The sequence below is a fragment of the Blastococcus sp. SYSU D00922 genome, assembly GCF_054050495.1.
This window is the reverse complement of record NZ_JBJGZL010000011.1, coordinates 15,169-32,019: the sequence shown is the minus strand read 5'-3', so window position 1 is coordinate 32,019 and position 16,851 is coordinate 15,169. Positions and strand designations below refer to the sequence as shown.

At 73.2% G+C, this 16,851-nt stretch carries 11 protein-coding genes; 7 read left to right on the top strand and 4 right to left on the bottom strand.

Annotated elements, in window-relative coordinates:
• The first annotated feature begins 207 nt into the window (after positions 1–207).
• The 3 genes from ACI78T_RS15570 (at position 208) to ACI78T_RS15560 (ending at position 4,688) form a co-directional block, all read left to right on the top strand.
• Complete coding sequence (locus tag ACI78T_RS15570) at positions 208–1,776, top strand: LCP family protein (RefSeq protein ID WP_456559022.1); 1,569 nt, start codon at positions 208–210, stop codon at positions 1,774–1,776.
• On the top strand, positions 1,776–2,567 hold the full coding sequence (locus ACI78T_RS15565; protein WP_456559021.1) for a TIGR03089 family protein: 792 nt from the start codon (positions 1,776–1,778) through the stop codon (positions 2,565–2,567). Before ACI78T_RS15570 ends, ACI78T_RS15565 begins: the two co-directional genes overlap by 1 nt.
• A 237-nt stretch (positions 2,568–2,804) precedes the next feature.
• Complete coding sequence (locus ACI78T_RS15560) at positions 2,805–4,688, top strand: glycosyltransferase (RefSeq protein WP_456559020.1); 1,884 nt, start codon at positions 2,805–2,807, stop codon at positions 4,686–4,688.
• A gap of 42 nt (positions 4,689–4,730) precedes the next feature.
• Here ACI78T_RS15560 and ACI78T_RS15555 read toward each other — a convergent pair whose 3' ends face one another.
• Positions 4,731–5,555: a class I SAM-dependent methyltransferase gene (locus ACI78T_RS15555; protein ID WP_456559019.1), complete on the bottom strand. Its 825-nt coding sequence runs from the start codon at positions 5,553–5,555 to the stop codon at positions 4,731–4,733.
• Positions 5,556–5,797: 242 nt separating this feature from the next.
• Here ACI78T_RS15555 and ACI78T_RS15550 point away from each other — a divergent pair, with 242 nt between their 5' ends.
• A complete protein-coding gene (locus ACI78T_RS15550; protein ID WP_456559018.1) occupies positions 5,798–7,924 on the top strand; it encodes an acyltransferase family protein in 2,127 nt (708 codons plus the stop codon).
• An 18-nt stretch (positions 7,925–7,942) separates the two neighbouring features.
• Here ACI78T_RS15550 and ACI78T_RS15545 read toward each other — a convergent pair whose 3' ends face one another.
• Genes ACI78T_RS15545 through ACI78T_RS15535 form a run of 3 tightly spaced genes read right to left on the bottom strand, consistent with a single transcriptional unit; the run spans position 7,943 to position 10,851 of the window.
• On the bottom strand, positions 7,943–9,097 hold the full coding sequence (locus ACI78T_RS15545) for an acyl-CoA dehydrogenase family protein (RefSeq protein WP_456559017.1): 1,155 nt from the start codon (positions 9,095–9,097) through the stop codon (positions 7,943–7,945).
• Positions 9,098–9,121: 24 nt separating this feature from the next.
• Entirely contained in the window at positions 9,122–9,640 is a 519-nt protein-coding gene (gene purE, locus ACI78T_RS15540; protein ID WP_456559016.1) for a 5-(carboxyamino)imidazole ribonucleotide mutase, read from the bottom strand.
• Entirely contained in the window at positions 9,637–10,851 is a 1,215-nt protein-coding gene (locus tag ACI78T_RS15535) for a 5-(carboxyamino)imidazole ribonucleotide synthase (protein WP_456559015.1), read from the bottom strand. The genes purE and ACI78T_RS15535 overlap by 4 nt, the downstream gene beginning before the upstream one ends.
• Before the next feature lie 262 nt (positions 10,852–11,113).
• Between ACI78T_RS15535 and ACI78T_RS15530 the strand changes: the two genes are divergently transcribed.
• From ACI78T_RS15530 to ACI78T_RS15520, 3 genes are all read left to right on the top strand, one after another.
• On the top strand, positions 11,114–11,626 hold the full coding sequence (locus ACI78T_RS15530; protein ID WP_456559014.1) for a hypothetical protein: 513 nt from the start codon (positions 11,114–11,116) through the stop codon (positions 11,624–11,626).
• A complete protein-coding gene (locus ACI78T_RS15525) occupies positions 11,623–14,343 on the top strand; it encodes an LGFP repeat-containing protein (protein WP_456559013.1) in 2,721 nt (906 codons plus the stop codon). Before ACI78T_RS15530 ends, ACI78T_RS15525 begins: the two co-directional genes overlap by 4 nt.
• A 252-nt stretch (positions 14,344–14,595) precedes the next feature.
• Positions 14,596–16,743, top strand: coding sequence for an acyltransferase family protein (locus ACI78T_RS15520; protein WP_456559012.1), 2,148 nt, complete (start codon positions 14,596–14,598; stop codon positions 16,741–16,743).
• Positions 16,744–16,851 lie beyond the last annotated feature (108 nt).

Here is a 16,851-nt window from a genome sequence, read left to right as displayed (position 1 = left end):
CCGGTTGTGCCGCATGGGCGTCGCTCGCGGTGTGACGGGCCGGTTCACCCGTGTCGGACGCGCGGCCGAGCCGTTTCGCCGACCTAGCATCCGAAGGCGCCGATGCACAGGCGCCGGGGCCGACCTGGCCGGCGACCTGGCGGCGCCTCCGCGACACCCGCTGAGCGCACCCGCCATCGCGCCGAACACACCTGCAGTGAGGATCACGTGAGCCGAGACCGCAACGAGCCGGGCGACCGCAGCGGCCGACCGCTCCCGCCGCGGCTCGACCCCCGCGCCGGCCGCCCGCCGCGCCGGCCCGCGGCCGACGACCGTGCCGCCCGGACGGCTCGCGGTAACGACGGCACGCCCGGGGCCGGCCGGCGCCGGTCGCACCGCGCCGTCGTGGCGCTCCGCGTGGCCGCGGCCGTCCTCGCCGTCGCGGTGCTCGCGACCAGCGGGCGGGGGTGGTACCTCTTCCAGCTCGCCGAGGCCTCGGTGAACCGGACCGACGCGATCCCCAGCGACGGCAACGACCAGTCCGGTCGCGCCGGCGAGGCGATGAACCTGCTGCTGGTCGGCAACGACAGCCGGGCCGACCTCACCGAGGACCAGCTCGCCCAGTTGCAGGCCGGGTCGGACTCCGGGACGAACACCGACACGATGATCCTGGTGCACATCCCGGCCGACGGGTCGAAGGCGTCCTTCGTCTCGTTCCCGCGCGACTCCTACGTGCAGATCCCCGGGTACGGCTGGGACAAGCTCAACGCCGCGTACGCCTACGGGCACGCCAGCGCGCCGGACAGCGCCGACGAGAGCGAGAAGCAGGCCGAGGGCGCGCAGCTGCTCGTGCAGACGATCAGCTCGCTGACCGGACTGCAGATCGACCACTACGCCGAGGTCGACCTGCTCGGGTTCTTCGAGCTGACCTCGGTGGTGGGCGGCGTCGACGTCAACCTCTGCGCGCCGGTGGACGACCGCCGCTGGTCGGGCGCCTACTTCCCCGCCGGGCAGCAGACGATCGCCGGCGCGGACGCCCTGAAGTTCGTGCGGCAGCGCCACGGCCTCCCCCGCAGCGACTTCGACCGCATCATCCGGCAGCAGGTCTTCATCGCCGGCGTCCTGCGCAAGATGATCTCCGACGACGTCCTGCTCGACCTCGGCAAGCAGCGCGACCTCGTGCAGGCCGCGGCCAACGCCCTGACCATCGACCAGTCGCTGGACCTGTTCTCCCTGGCCGAGCAGATGCAGTCGGTCGACGTCGGCAACATCGACTTCCAGACCGTCCCCTACATCGGCGACGACAAGGACGACGCGGGCCGCTACATCCTGCGGCTCCAGGACACCGACTCCCTGCACCAGTTCTTCGCGGACCTGTCCGCGGAGCCCGAGCCCCAGCCCGCCCCCACGACCGAGGCGCCGAGGACGGCCTCCCCGGCCGAGATCACCGTCGAGGTCTACAACGGGTCGGGCACCTCCGGCCTGGCCGGCAGCGCCTCGACCGCCCTCGCCGGCCTGGGGTTCGGCGTGGGCACGACGGGGAACGCCGACTCCATGGACTACGAGGTCACCGAGGTGCGCTACGCCGCGGGCGACGAGGCACTGGCCACCGCCGTGGCCGCGACGGTCCCCGGGGCGGTGACCAAGGCGGCCGACGACGTCGCGGCGGGAACCGTCCACCTGGTCATCGGCGCCGACTTCAACGGCATCGGCCAGGCGGTCGACGCGCCCGCCCCGGTCGCGCCGGTCGACGGCGCCGACGCCCGGACCGCGGCCGACACGACCTGCATCAACTGATGCCGGCGGACCTGCCCGCGGACCTGCTGGCCGCGTCGGTGCGCCGCGAGCCGGCCGCACCCCTGCTCACCGACTACGACGACGCGACCGGCGACCGGGTCGAGCTGTCGGCGACCACGCTGGCCAACTGGGTGGCCAAGACGGCGAACCTCCTCCAGGACGAGTTCGACGTCGGCCCCGGGAGCACGGTCGCCGTCGCGCTGCCGGTGCACTGGCAGACGGCCGCCGTGCTGCTCGGCGCCTGGAGCTGCGGGGCGACCGTCGTGGACACCGCCACCGAGGACGACGGGCGGCTGGACGGCGTCGACGTCGTCCTGGCCGCGCAGGACCGCCTCGCCGCGATCGAGGAGCTGGAGCCGCCGGACCTGCTCGGGCTGTCGCTGCACCCGCTCGGCATGGGCATGGCCGGCTACGCGGGCCCCGCGCGCGACTTCGCGCTCGAGGTCCGGACCCACGGCGACGTCTTCGTCCCCTGGTCGTCCCCCGAACCGACCGGCCCGGGACTCGTCCTCGGGGAGCTGTCGCTGACCCTCGAGGGCCTGGGGGCCGCAGCCGCGGAGCTGGCGACCCGGCTGGGCATCCGCCCGGGTGACCGGCTGCTCGTCGACGCCGCCGTCGCCGCCGAGGCGGGGCCGGTCGCGTGGCTGCTGGCACCCCTGGCCGCCGGCGCATCGATCGTGCTCTGCCGCAACGCCGACCGCGCCGCGCTGCCGGCCCGGGCCCTGAGCGAGCGGGTGACCGCCTCCTTCGGCGTGCAGGTCGACGGCGTGCGGACCCTCGGCCGCGCGTGACCGGCCCCGCCGACGGCCCTCGTGCCGCTGCCCGGGGTGCCCTCCGGTTCCCGTCGTCGAGGCGGGGTACGGCAGGCCCGCTTGGTACCGTTCGCCCGAGACGTATGACGACCGACCCCCGCCCACTGCGCCTCGCGTCGGCGGCACCGCTGGGGCACGGGGGGTCCCGGCTGCCGCAGGTCGCCGAATCGCTGAGCCGGCGGCTCCCGCCGATCCCACCGCTGGAGGACTGACCACATGCCAGACCAGAGCACCGCGGGCGCCACGACCACCCCGGACGCCGTCCGCGGATCGCTGGTCGAGCACGCCGCGCCGGAGCGCCTCGTGGCACAGCGGGGGCTGTTCAGCGGGCCGTCCTCCCTCGTCTCGGCCGACCTCTACGTCGAGGTCGACCGCGGCATCGGCTACCGCGACCGCGCGTCGCTGCGCCTGGAGCCGCACGCCCACGCCAGCTCCAACACCTACTTCGGCCGCTTCCCCGCCAGCTACTGGCAGCGGTGGACGGCGGTGACCGAGGTCGAGGTCGTCGCCACCGTCCACGGCCAGGGCCGGATGTCGGTCGTGGCCAGCGACATCGAGGGCGAGCCGCGGGTCGTGGCGGTCCAGGACGTCACCGACTCCGGGAAGGTGAGCCTCACCGTGAAGATCGACCGGTTCCTCGACGGCGGTGCGCTCTGGGTGGAGTGGGAGACCGGCCCCGAGCGCCTGCGCGTCGAGGACATGGCCTGGACGGTGGAGCCGCCGGAGAAGCTGCGCCCGGTCGCCGCGGTCATCTGCACGTACAACCGGGCCGACGACTGCGTGAACACCCTCACCGCCATCGCGGAGGACCCGGCGTTCCTGCAGTCGGCGGACGCGGTCTACGTCGTCGACCAGGGCACCGACCGGGTGGACAGCCGGCCCGGTTTCGCCAAGGTCTCGGCCGCCCTGGGCGAGAAGCTCGTGTACATCACCCAGCCGAACCTCGGCGGCGCCGGCGGTTTCACCCGCGGCCTGTTCGAGGTGACCAGCGTCGCGGGCGCCGAGCACGCGAACGTGATCTTCATGGACGACGACATCCTGTGCGAACCGGAGACGATCGCGCGGATGAACGCGTTCGCCAACCGCACGGTGGAGCCGGCCATCGTCGGTGCGCAGATGCTCTACCTGCTGCACCCGAACCAGCTGCACGTCGGCGCCGAGACCGCGGACCTCACCAACCTCGGCGCCGGGATCGCGGCGACCAACGCCCTCAGCGCGGACGACCTGACCGAGGAGAAGCAGGACATCCGGGTCGACGCCGGCTACAACGGCTGGTGGTCCTGCCTCATCCCGGCCGAGATCGTCTCGGCGGTCGGCTTCCCGCTGCCGCTGTTCTTCCAGTGGGACGACATCGAGTACGGCTTCCGCTCGCGCGCGGCCGGCTTCGCCACGGTCACCCTCCCCGGGGCCGGCGTCTGGCACGCCGACTTCGGGTGGAAGGACTGGGACGAGTGGCACCGGTACTTCAACATCCGCAACGCCCTGGTCACCTCGGCCCTGCACAGCGGGTTCGAGGGCAGGGGGATCGCCAAGGGCCTGCTCGCGCAGCTGGGCCGGTACGTGCTCTCGATGCAGTACGGCCTGGCGTACACGCTGATCAAGGCGGTGGAGGACTTCTCGCGGGGCCCGGAGATCTTCGCCGACGGCGGTGCCGCCGCGGCCTCGGAGATCCGCAAGGAGCGTGCCGACTACGGCGAGACGAAGCTGCACAAGGCCACCGAGATGCCCGGCCTGCGGGCCGCGGACGCGAGCATCGAGGTCGCCGGCGGGCCGCCGAGCCTGAAGATCCCCGTGCTGGCCAAGCGGATCCTCGCCCAGGCGCTGGGCCGCACCGACCGCCGGCCGGTGTCGGTCGCCGCGGGCGACGCGCACTGGTACCACGTGGCCCGCTTCGAGACCGTCGTGGTCACCGACGCCAGCCAGGAGGGCGTCCGGATCCGCCGCCGGGACCCCGAGGCGGCGAAGACGCTGCTGCGCCGCGGCGCGAAGGCGATCAACGACCTGCGGAAGAACGCGCCCGCCCTGCGCGAGCAGTACCGCGCGGCGCTGCCCGAGGTCACCAGCCGCGAGCACTGGGGCCGGCTGTTCGGGAAGGGCTGACCGCGGAGGGGCGGCGCGGGACCCGCGCCGCCCCTCCGTCGCTCAGGAGGTGGGCGCTCCCGGCACCTCGGTGAGCCGCAGGCTGATCTGCTCGTCGTCGGCGGTGAAGCCGAGGTACTCGAACCGGATCCCGGTGCGGGCGACGAACTCGGTCCACGCCCGGTGCTCGTGCTCCTCCCAGTGCGGGAAGTTGAAGTACTCGTCGAACACCAGGACGGTGCCCGGCCGCAGCCGCGGCTCCACGGCGTCGAGGACCGTCTTCGTCGACGAGTAGAGGTCCGCGTCCAGGTGCAGGAAGGCCACCTCCTCGGGGTGCGCCTCCAGGAACCCGGGCAGGGACTGGTCGAACCACCCGACGACGAGCTCGGCGCCCGGGACGTCGGGCAGCTCCTCGACGGCGAACGCACCGGCGGTGAACTGGGTGCGCCAGTCCTCGGGGAGGCCCTCGAAGCTGTCGAACCCGTACACCGACCCGGCCGGGGCCAGCTCGGCGATCGTGCGCAGCGTGCTGCCGGTGTGGACGCCGAACTCCAGGTACAGGCCCTCGCGCGGAGCCACCTTCACGGCCGCGGCCAGCGTGTCGGTCTTGTCGAAGTACGGGGTGGCGCGCGGCATCTGGTCGAGCTGGAACTGCGCCGACGTCCGGGCCGCGAGCTGGTCGGTGACCGTCAGCAGGTCCCGCCGCTGCCGCCGCTCCCACGCCTTCATGGAGTTCTCGAGACCGCGCAGCTCGGCGCGGGCCGCGCCGAGCTCCTCCCGGAGGGCGGACGTGGTCCGCTCGAGGTCGGCGCGCACCTCGTTGACGACGTACTCCTGGAGCGCACGGGCGAACTTCGCGCGTGCGCGCTCACGCAGATGTCGGATCACGAGGTCGATTCTCGCAGCAGTCGGACGGTGCCCGGATCAGGGCCACGCGGCAGGCGGGGAGAGCTTCCGGCAGTCCTCGCCCACCCCAGCGGCACCGTCCGAGCCACTCGGACGGAACTCATCCGTCCCATCCGCCGCGCGGGCCCCGGTCGGTGCCCTGACCGGCGGATCTGCCTCTATCGTCGTCGCCTGGCGCGCGCGGTGGACCAGGCCGGCGGCGCCGATCCCCCGGAAGGACGCCGTTGCTCACGCTGCCCGCACCGCCGATCGCCCCTCGCGTGCCCGCCGCGCAGGAGCGGACCTTCCTGCCCGAGGTCCAGGCGCTGCGCGCGCTCGCCGTCCTGCTGGTCGTCGGCTACCACTTCTGGCCCAACCGGCTGCACGGCGGCTTCGTCGGGGTCGACGTCTTCTTCGTCATCTCCGGATTCCTCATCACCTCGCACCTGCACCGCGAGGTGGTCACCCACGGCCGGATCCGGCTCGCGGACTTCTACGCCCGGCGTGCCCGCCGGCTGCTGCCGGCCGCGGTCCTCGTGCTGCTGGTCTCGGCCGCCGGCACGCTGGCCTTCCTGCCCGTGCAGCGCTGGTCGGCGACCGCCGGGGAGCTGCTCGCCAGCGCCCTCTACGGCCAGAACTGGCTGCTGGCGGCCCGGGCCGTCGACTACTCGGCCTCGCAGAACGCCGCCTCGCCCGTGCAGCACTACTGGTCCTTGTCCGTGGAGGAGCAGTTCTACCTCGTCTGGCCGGCGCTGATCCTCCTGCTGCTGGCGCTCGCCCGCCGGGTGACCCGGATCAGCCGCGACGGGTTGCTGCTCACCGGCGTCCTCACCGTCTCGGGCCTGTCGCTGGCGTGGTCGGTGCACGCCACCTACGCCGACCAGGCCGCCGCCTACTTCACGACGCCGACGCGCATCTGGGAGCTGGGCGCCGGAGCCGCCCTGGCGCTGGGGATGCGGATGCGGGCCCAGCGGACGACCGTCCACCGGACGCCGTCGGTCGTCGGCCCGGTCCTGCTGCGCTGGCTCGGCGCCGGGGCCATCGCCGTGTCCGCGGTGGCGCTGTCGTCGTCCTCGCCCTTTCCCGGCTTCCTCGCCCTCCTGCCCGTGCTCGGCACGGTGGCGGTCATCGCCGCCGGCGAACCCGGTCCGCGCGACCCCGCCGGCATCGTCGTCCGGCAGCGGCACGTCCAGCTCGTGGGCGACGTGTCGTACGCGCTGTACCTGTGGCACTGGCCGGCCATCGTGCTGCTGCCGTTCGCCCTCGATCGGGACCCCGGCGCGAAGGACAAGGTCGTCCTCCTGCTGGTGTGCATCGGCCTGGCCTGGTTGACCAAGAAGCTGGTGGAGGACCCCGCCAGGCGGTGGCGCCTCCTGGCCCCGAAGGCGGCGACCGCTCTGGGCACCGTTGCGGCGATGCTCCTGGTGTGCGGCGCCGGCGCTCTCGTCTGGCACCGCGTCGCGGCCGCGGAGAACGAGGCGCTGGCCCGCATCGCGGCGGTGCAGACCGACCCGTGCTTCGGGGCGGCCGCCCTCGGGGCCCTCACCTCCCAGCGCTGCCAGGACCCGTTCCGCGCACCCCGGTCCGTGGCGATCCCCGCCGGCGACGAGCCCTGGTTCCCCGAGCCGGCCTGCCGACCCGCCTCCGGCGCCCTGCCGGCGAGCGTCTGCCGATTCAGCTCGACCGAGCCGACCCGGACCGTCGCGCTGGTCGGGGACTCGCACGCCCAGCACTGGCGGGCAGCGGTGGAGGAGCTCGCCGAGCAGCTCGACTGGGAGGTCGTCGAGATCTTCCGCGGCGCGTGCACGGCCACCCACGCGCGCACCCTCGGCTTCGAGGACGACGTCTGGTCACGCCAGGAGACCGAGGAGTGCCGGGACTGGACCGACGCGGTCGATGCCGAGCTGGCCCGGCTGGAGCCCGACATCATCTTCACGTCCGGCTTCGTGAGCGCGATGACGTTCCACGAGGACCCGGACCGGTCGGTGTCGACGGGTGCCGAGGGGTTCGCGGACGCCTGGACCAGCTGGGCGGACCAGGGCGCGGACGTGGTCGTCCTCAGGGACATCCCGACGACGGGCGGGATCTGGATGAACGACTGCCTGGCGCTGAACCCGACCGACCCGCTCGCGTGCTCGCGGCCCCGGTCGGAGGCGGTCGTGCCGGACGCGATCAGCGCGGGGGCCCAGCTCGTGGCGTCCGACGAGCGCATCCGGTTCGTGGACCTCACGGACCACTTCTGCGACGACCAGCGCTGTTACGCGGTGGTGGGTGGCGCCATCGTCTACTACGACCGCGACCACCTCACCGGGCAGTTCGCCCGGACGCTGGCGCCCTTCCTGCTCGAGCGGATCAGCGGAACCCTGGACTGAGCCGGGCGACCCGGGCTCCTACTTGAGCAGGCTGCGCGCGATCACCATGCGCTGGACCTGGTTGGTGCCCTCGTAGATCTGGGTGATCTTGGCGTCGCGCATCATCCGCTCGACCGGGAAGTCCTGCGTGTAGCCGGCGCCGCCGAAGAGCTGGACGGCGTCGGTGGTCACCTGCATGGCGACGTCGGACGCGAACGCCTTGGCCGACGCCGAGACCCGCGTGACGTCGGGCCGGCCGGCCTCACCGGCGGCCGCGGCGACGTAGACCAGGTGCCGGGCGGCCTCGATCTTCATCTCCATGTCGGCGAGCATGAACTGCACGCCCTGGAAGCTGGCGATGTTCGTGCCGAACTGCTTGCGCTCCTTGACGTAGGCGACCGAGGCGTCGAGCGCGCCCTGCGCGACGCCCACGGCCTGCGCGCCGATGGTCGGCCGGGTGAAGTCGAGGGTCCGCAGCGCCGTCTTGAAGCCGGTGCCCGGCGCCCCGATGATCCGGTCGGCCGGGATGGTGCAGTCGGTGAAGTAGAGCTCGCAGGTCGGCGAGCCCTTGATGCCCATCTTCCGTTCCTTGGGGCCGACGGCGAAGCCCGGGTCGTCCCGGTGGACGGCGAACGCGGAGATGCCGTTGGCGCCCTTCTCGGGGTCGGTGACGGCCATGACGGTGTACCACTCGGAGATGCCCGAGTTGGTGATCCAGGCCTTGGTGCCGTTGAGCACCCACGAGTCGCCCTCGAGGCGGGCGCGGGTCTTCATCGCGGCGGCGTCGGAGCCGGCCTCGCGCTCGGAGAGCCCGTAGCTGATCATCGCCTCGCCGGAGGCGATCGAGGGCAGGACCTTCCGCTTCACGTCCTCGGACGCCGACAGGATGATCGGCATCGAGCCGAGCTTGTTCACCGCCGGGATCAGCGACGCGCTGACGTCGACCCGGGCGACCTCCTCGATGACGATGCAGGTCGCGATGGCGTCCGCGCCCTCGCCGCCGTACTGCTCGGGGATGTGGGTGGCGTGGAAGCCCGCGGCGGTCAGCGCCTTCTGCGCCTCGACGGGGAACCGGGACTGCGCGTCCACGTCCGCCGCGTACGGCGCGATCTCCCGCTCGGCGATGTCCCGGACTGCTTCCCGGATCGCCTCGTGCTCCTCGGTGAGGGCGTACAGCCCGGCGTTGTTACCCACGGGTAGATCGTAAGCCCCGACCGGTCAGCCGTCCGAGGCGAGACGCTCCTGGAGGGTGAGGTCGCGCGCGAGCACCGAGTCGGCCAGGTCGGCCTGGAAGCGCTCCACCGCCGTCCGCAGCGCGGGGTCGGAGGCGGCGAGGATCCGGACGGCCAGCAGCCCGGCGTTGCGGCCGCCGTCGATGCTCACCGTGGCGACGGGGACCCCGGCGGGCATCTGCACGATCGACAGCAGGCTGTCCATCCCGTCGAGCCGGCTCAGCGACCGCGGCACGCCGATCACCGGCAGCGGGGTGGCCGCGGCGACCATGCCGGGCAGGTGGGCCGCTCCCCCGGCTCCGGCGATGATCACGCGCAGGCCCCGGCCGGCCGCCGACCCGGCGTAGTCGAGCATCCGGTGGGGCGTGCGGTGGGCCGAGACGACGTGCGCCTCGTAGGGCACGCCGAACTCCGCCAGCGCCTGCGCCGCCGGTTCCATGACCGGCCAGTCGGAGTCGCTGCCCATGACGATGCCGACCACCGGGTCGCCGCTCGGGTCGGTCACGCGTGCTCCTCCTCGAACGCGAAGTCCGGGTCGACCACGCCGTCGGCCAGGTAGCGGGCGGCGGCGACCGCGCGGGCCCGGACCTCCTCGACGTCGCTGCCGAGCGCGGTGACGTGGCCGAGCTTGCGCCCGGGGCGCTGCCCCTTGCCGTACCAGTGCAGCTTCACGTCCGGCCAGTGGGCCATGAGGTGGTGCACCCGCTCGTCCAGCGGCGGGCCGGACCAGTCCTCGGCCGAGGCCGCGCCGCCGAGGACGTTGGCCATGACGGCGACCGGCGCGGTCATGGCGGTCGACCCGAGGGGGTAGTCGAGGACGGCGCGCAGGTGCTGCTCGAACTGGCTGGTGGCGGCGCCCTCGATGGTCCAGTGGCCGGAGTTGTGCGGGCGCATGGCCAGCTCGTTGACCACGATGCCGTCGCCGGTCTGGAAGAGCTCGACGGCGAGCATGCCGACCACGCCGAGCCGGTCGGCGATCCGCACGGCGAGCTCCTGGGCGGCGGTGGCCAGCGCCTCCGGCAGGCCGGGCGCCGGGGCGAGCACCTCGGCGCAGACGCCGTCTCGCTGGACGGTCTCGACGACCGGCCAGACGGCGACCTGGCCGAACGGCGAGCGCGCGACCTGGGCGGAGAGCTCCCGGACCATCGCGACGCGCTCCTCGACCAGCAGCGTCCCGTGCCGCTCGAGCAGGTCGGCGACCTCGTCGGGGCCGTGGACGACGAAGACGCCCTTGCCGTCGTAGCCGCCCCGCGGGGTCTTGAGCACGACAGGCCAGCCGACCTCCTCGGCGAACGCCGTCACCTCGTGCACCGTGCGCGCCTCGCTCCAGGCCGGCTGGGGCTCCCCCGCCTCCGCCAGCGCCCGGCGCAGCACGAGCTTGTCCTGCGCGTGCACCAGGGCGGCCGGCCCGGGCGCGACCCGGTGCCCCTCGGCCTCCAGGGCCCGCAGGTGCTCGGTGGGCACGTGCTCGTGGTCGAAGGTCAGCACGGTGGCGCCGTCGACGACGGCGCGCAGGTCGCCGAGGTCCCGGTGGTCGCCGATCCGCACGTCGGGGGCGACGAGAGCGGCCGACTCGGCCGGGTCGGCGGCGAGGACGCGCAGCGACTGCCCGAGCGCGACCGCGGCCTGGTGCGTCATGCGGGCCAGCTGCCCCCCACCGACCATGGCGACGACGGGCAGCCCCGTCACGGGGTGGAGGACGGGGCCGGGGGGCACGCCCACACAGTAGTGATCGCGACTGCACCGCGATCGGCGACCAGGAGGCCGAGGAGCACAGGCGTCCCGATCACGATCGCGCATCACCTGCGACAGGGGGTCCCGGCTGCCACAGGTGACCGTCGCGACACACCAGTCCCTGACATCCGTCAGCACACAGCGTGGTCGTGCGACCCTTTCCAGTAACCGCCGCCGTGGCCTCGGGGTTCGGTGCAGAACGCCACCCGCTCGTCGGCCCCGGCGCGACGAACAAGGGATCCACATGCACGACACACGGCGAGCGCGCCTCCTCGGCGCCCTCCTCATCGCGACCGCTCCGGCGGCGGCATGCAGTCTCTCCGACGGCCCCAGCGACGAGGAACGGATCGCGGCAGCGGCGACGGCTGCTCCTGGTGAGTACGGAGAGCCCGTCGACCCGTCGCTGCCGATGCCGTCGGACGTGGCCACCGACACCCCGGTGAGCCCTGGTCCCGCCACCGACGCGCGGCTGTTCGTGACCTACTCGGGGTGGAACGCCCAGTCGGGCGCCGTGGAGGTCGGCAGCTACCTGCCGACAGCGGTGGAGAGCGACGGCACCTGCACGCTCACCCTGACCCGAGGCGAGACCTCCGTGACGGCGTCGACGACGGGCACCCCGAACGTCACCTCCACGTCCTGCGGCGGCCTGAGCATCCCCGGCAGCGAGGTCTCGTCCGGGACGTGGGTCGCCGTCGTCAGCTACGAGTCCGCCACGTCCAGCGGCTCCTCCGAGCCCGTCGAGGTGGAGGTCCCGTGATCCGCACCGTGATCCGGCTGGTCACCGTCGTCCTGCTGCTCGCCGCGGGGCTCATCGCGCCCACCGTCGGCAGTGCACCGGCGCAGACCGCCCAGGCGGCCGACCTCCGGTACTTCGACCCGGGCAACATCATCTCGGACGCCGTCTTCTACGACTACGCGTCCATGGACGCGGCGTCCGTCCAGGCGTTCCTCAACGCCAAGGGCGGGAACTGCACGTCCGGCAGCCTCTGCCTCAAGAACTACCGGATGGACACCACCGATCGGGCCGGCGACAACCTGTGCGCCGGCTACCGCGGGGCGGCCGGCGAATCCGCGGCCGTGGTCATCGTCAAGGTGGCGCAGTCCTGCCGCGTGAGCCCTCGGGTCCTCATCGTCCTGCTCCAGAAGGAGATGACCCTCGTCACCGGGTCGCCCACGGCCCGCCAGTACGAGCGGGCCGCCGGCTACGCCTGCCCGGACAGCGCGAACGGCGGGTGCGACCCGACCTACGCCGGCCTGCAGAACCAGCTCTACCGCTCGGCGTGGCAGTACAAGCGCTACCAGGCCTACCCCAACAACTACAGCTTCCGCGCCGGCATGACGAACACCATCGGCTGGCACCCCAACGCCGGTTGCGGATCGTCCCGCGTGTACATCGCGAACCAGGCGACGGCCGGGCTCTACAACTACACGCCCTACCGACCCAACCAGGCAGCCCTGAACGCGGGGTACGGGACCGGCGACTCCTGCTCGTCCTACGGCAACCGCAACTTCTGGAACATGTTCACGGACTGGTTCGGCTCGACCGGCTACACGGTGCCCGGGGCGATCGGTGGCCTCTGGGAGCTGAACGGTGGAGGGACCGGCGTGCTCGGTGGCCCGACCGGCCCCCAGTACTGCGGACTCGTCCAAGGTGGCTGCGGCCAGCACTTCCAGGGCGGATCGGTGTACTGGTCGCCGTCCACCGGGGCGCAGATGGTGAGCGGGGCCATCGCCGGCTCCTACGCGTCGACCGGCGCCCAGGGCGGCTTCCTCGGTTATCCCGCTGCGCCCATGGTCTGCGGCCTCGCGGCAGGCGGGTGCGCTCAGGTCTTCCAGGGCGGCTCGATCTTCTGGTCCCCGGCCTCCGGGGCGCATCCGGCCTCGGCGGGCATCGGCGCCTACTGGGCCGGCCTCGGCCGCGAGGGCGGACCGCTGGGTTACCCCGTCACGGACATGAACTGCACCCTGGTGGACAGCGGCTGCGGGCAGTGGTTCGAGCGTGGCTCGATCTACTGGTCGCCGTCCACCGGCTCGATCAGCCTCACCGGCGCGGTCAACGGCAGCTACCGGGCGCAGGGGGCGGAGCGGAGCGCGCTCCGCTACCCCACGGCGGAGATGACGTGCTCGGGCACGTCGTGCCGGCAGGACTTCCAGGGCGGGTCCATGACCTGGGCGGCGGACACCGGCCCGCGCACGACGAGCGGTGCCATCGGCGCCCTGTGGAGGGCTCAGGGCGGTCAGGCCAGCGCCCTGGACGTCGCGAACGGCGACATGATCTGCGGTCTCGCGGGTGGGGGGTGCTCCCAGCGCTTCAAGGGCGGAGCGATCTACTGGTCCCCGGCGAGCGGTGTCCACGCGCTGACCGGCGCGATCGGCGGGATCTGGCTGTCCGAGGGAGCCGAGCGCGGCCCTCTCGGGTACCCCATCACCGAACTCGTCTGCACCGCGGGCGGCTGCAGCCAGGACTTCCAGGCGGGGCAGCTCGCGTGGACGAGCACCCACGGCAACCGCAGGGTCTCCGGTGCGATCGGGATGCTGTGGCGCCACCTCGGAGCGGGGACCGGTTCCCTCGGCTACCCCCTCAGCGACACGAGCTGCGCGCTCGCACCGGCGGGCTGCAACCAGGTCTTCCAGGACGGGTCGATCTACTGGTCGGCGGCGACCGGGGCCTACTCGGTGAGCGGTCCCATCGCGACCGCCTGGGCCGCTGCCGGTGCCCAGGCGAGCTACTACGGCTACCCCGTCACCGAGCCTTCCTGCACGGACGACGGGTGCAGCCAGTACTTCCAGGGCGGGCTGCTCGCCGGGACCGACGACCACGGAGCCTTCGGTGTGTCCGGCGGGATCGGCGCCCACTGGCTGCGGCAGGGTGGGGGCGATGGCCCTCTCGGCTTCCCGGTCGGGGAGATCACCTGCGCGCTGACGCCGGCTGGCTGCAGCCAGGCGTTCGAGAACGGCACGGTCTACTGGTCGGCCGCGACCGGCCCGTGGGCGGTCAGCGGCGACATCGCGACGGCATGGGCTGCGACGGGCGCGCAGGCCGGGTACCTCGGCTACCCGCGCGGCGAGGCGACCTGCGTCGCCGGCGGCTGCACCCAGGCCTTCCAGGGCGGTCAGCTGGCGGGGGTGTCCGGCCAGGCGGCGCACACCGTCTCCGGTGCCATCGGAGGCCTGTGGAACGCCATGGGCGGGGGCCGCAGCATCCTCCGCTACCCGGTCGGTCCCCTCACCTGCACGGCGGCGGGCTGCTCCCAGCCGTTCCAGGACGGCGTCCTGTCCTGGGACCCGGCAGCAGGCACCCACGTCGTCTCCGGCCCCCTGGCTGCGCGCTGGGCGGCCGAGGGCGGTCCCACCGGCTCGCTCGGCTACGCGACCTCCGGCGCCTACCCGGTCGCCGGCGGGACGCGGCAGGACTTCCAGGGCGGCAGGCTGACGTTGGACACGGCCTCGGGGACGGTCACCCGCTCCTCGTGAACCGAGCGCGGAACTGATCGCCCGCGGGCCCCGACTCCCCTCGGGGCCCGCGGGCGATCGCTTGTCCGGGACGTGTGGGACTGCTGGGGTTCCGGAGGCGCCCGGCCGGAGGTTGTGACGGGACGTTCTGTCTCACAACGCTGAGTGACCGTTACGATCATCACCGCAGTGCAGGCGAGTGCTCACCGTGCGTGGTTCTCATCGGTGTGCTCGTCGATCCAGCCGCCGGCATCGCGAGGACCTCTCACCACCGTGCACGACCACCAGCTGCTCGATCGGACGATCGGCGCGGCGCCCGCTCAGGACGCCGCCCGGACAGGCGCCCCGATGCCGGGGCTTCCTCTCCAGCGCCCCGGGAGGGTTTCCCGGCGAGACATCCAGGGACTGCGGGCCGTCGCGGTCGGCCTGGTCGTCCTGTACCACCTGCGACCGGACCAGCTCCCCGGCGGCTTCATCGGGGTCGACGTCTTCTTCGTGATCTCCGGGTTCCTCATCGTCGGCTCGCTGGGGCGCGAGGTGGCACGCACCGGCACCATCTCCCTGCGCGGCTTCTACGCCCGCCGCGCCCGCCGCCTCCTGCCCGCTGCGACCTGCGTGCTCGTCGCGGTCATGGCGGCCACGGTGGCGCTGATGCCGGTCAGCCGGTGGGCCGCGACCGCCGAAGCCCTCTTCGCCTCGGTGCTCCAGGTGCAGAACTGGTGGCAAGCAGCCACCAGCGGCTACGCGGCGGCGACTGCCGCGGTCTCGCCGGTGCAGCACTACTGGTCGCTCGCCGTGGAAGAGCAGTTCTACGTCGTCGCGCCGGTGCTCCTGCTCGTCGCGGCCTGGCTCGCCACACGCCTCGGGCGCGCCCGCCGCGCGGCGATCGTCTCCGTGGTCGCCGGGCTGGCGGCGGTGTCCTTCGTCCACTCGGTGACCTTCACAGCAGCGTCGCCCGAGGTCGCCTACTTCGCGACCAGCACGCGCATGTGGGAACTCGCGGCGGGGGGCGTGCTCGCACTCCTCGGCGACCGGCTGCGGCTGCCGGACGGGCTGCGCACCCCGGCAGCCGTCCTGGGGCTCTCGGTCATCGCCGGCGCATCCGTCACCTTCTCCACGCACATGGACTTCCCCGGCTGGGTGGCGCTGGCCCCGGTGCTCGGGTCCGCACTCGTGATCCTCAGCGGCGCCCCCTCGCCGTCAGGCGCCGCGGCGGGACGCGCGCAGAGGCTGCTGGGTTCCCCCGTCCCGAGGTACGTCGGGGACATCTCCTACTCGTTGTACCTGTGGCACTGGCCGGTCATCGTCTTCTGGATCGCCCATGTGGGCCGACCGCCCACCAAGGTGGAGTGCGCGGTCCTGCTCGTCGTCCTCCTGGCCCTGGCCCACCTGAGCACCCGGTACGTCGAGGAACCCTTCCGCCGTCCCCGCCCCGCCCGGGGCGCCCGACGCTCCGGATCGCGGTCGAGCAGCGGCGCCCTGCGCCTGGCCGTCGCACTCACGACGGTGGCGGTGATCGCCGGGGCCGGACCGTGGCTGTACGTGCAGCAGCGCACCGCCGCCCTCGGCGGCCAGTTGCTCGACGCGCGGCATCCGGGGGGCGCTGCACCCCTCCCCGGAGAGCTCCCGCCGGACGCCGGGGTGCCGGTGATCCCCGACCCCGTCGTCGCCGCTCAGGACATCCCGTTCGTCAACGGCAACGGCTGCGCCGCCTTCGACCCGAGGAGCATGGGGCCGGACAGCTGCGTCTTCGCCGACGTCGGCTCGCCGTTGACGGTCGTGCTGGCGGGCGACAGCCACGCCGGGCAGTTCAGCACTCCGCTGCTCGCCGTCGCCGAGCGCCAGGGATGGCGGCTGCAGACGATGGTGCGCAACGGCTGCCCGTTCACGGCCGCACCGATCCTCATCGGCGGCGAGGCGGACTGGGACTGCGCGGCGGCCAACCAGGTGGCCGTCCAGCGCCTGCTGGAGAAGCGGCCGCAGGTCGTCGTCACCACGGCGATGCGCCCGGCGGGCTACGAGTCGGCACTGGGCTGGAGCTGGAACTCCGAGGAGGACCTCGTGGCGGGGTACCGGACCCTCTGGGCGCCACTGCTCGAGGCAGGCGTCCGCGTCGTCGTCGTCCGGGACACGCCGACCCCGGATTACGTCGGGCCCGAGTGCGTGGAGCGCAACGGCCCCACGAGCGCGGCCTGCTCGATGACCCGCGCGGAGGTCGAGCAGCAGTCCGATCCCCTCCTCGAGGCGGCCGGCCAGGTGGACGGGGTGCACGTCATCGACCTGACCGACCACCTGTGCAATGCCCGGATCTGCCCGGGCGTCGTGGGGAACGTGCTGGTCTACCGGGACAACCACCTCACCGACACCTTCGCCCTGAGCCTGGCGCCCGCACTCGAGCAGCTCCTCGTCGACCTGGTCTGACCCGACCTGCCGCGCTGCACGTCGCCACGGCTCCCCCGGCTCGACGGGGACCGCGCCGACAGGAGGGGTCGCCCTGCGCCGACCGCACTCCAGGGGGCGATGGAGCGG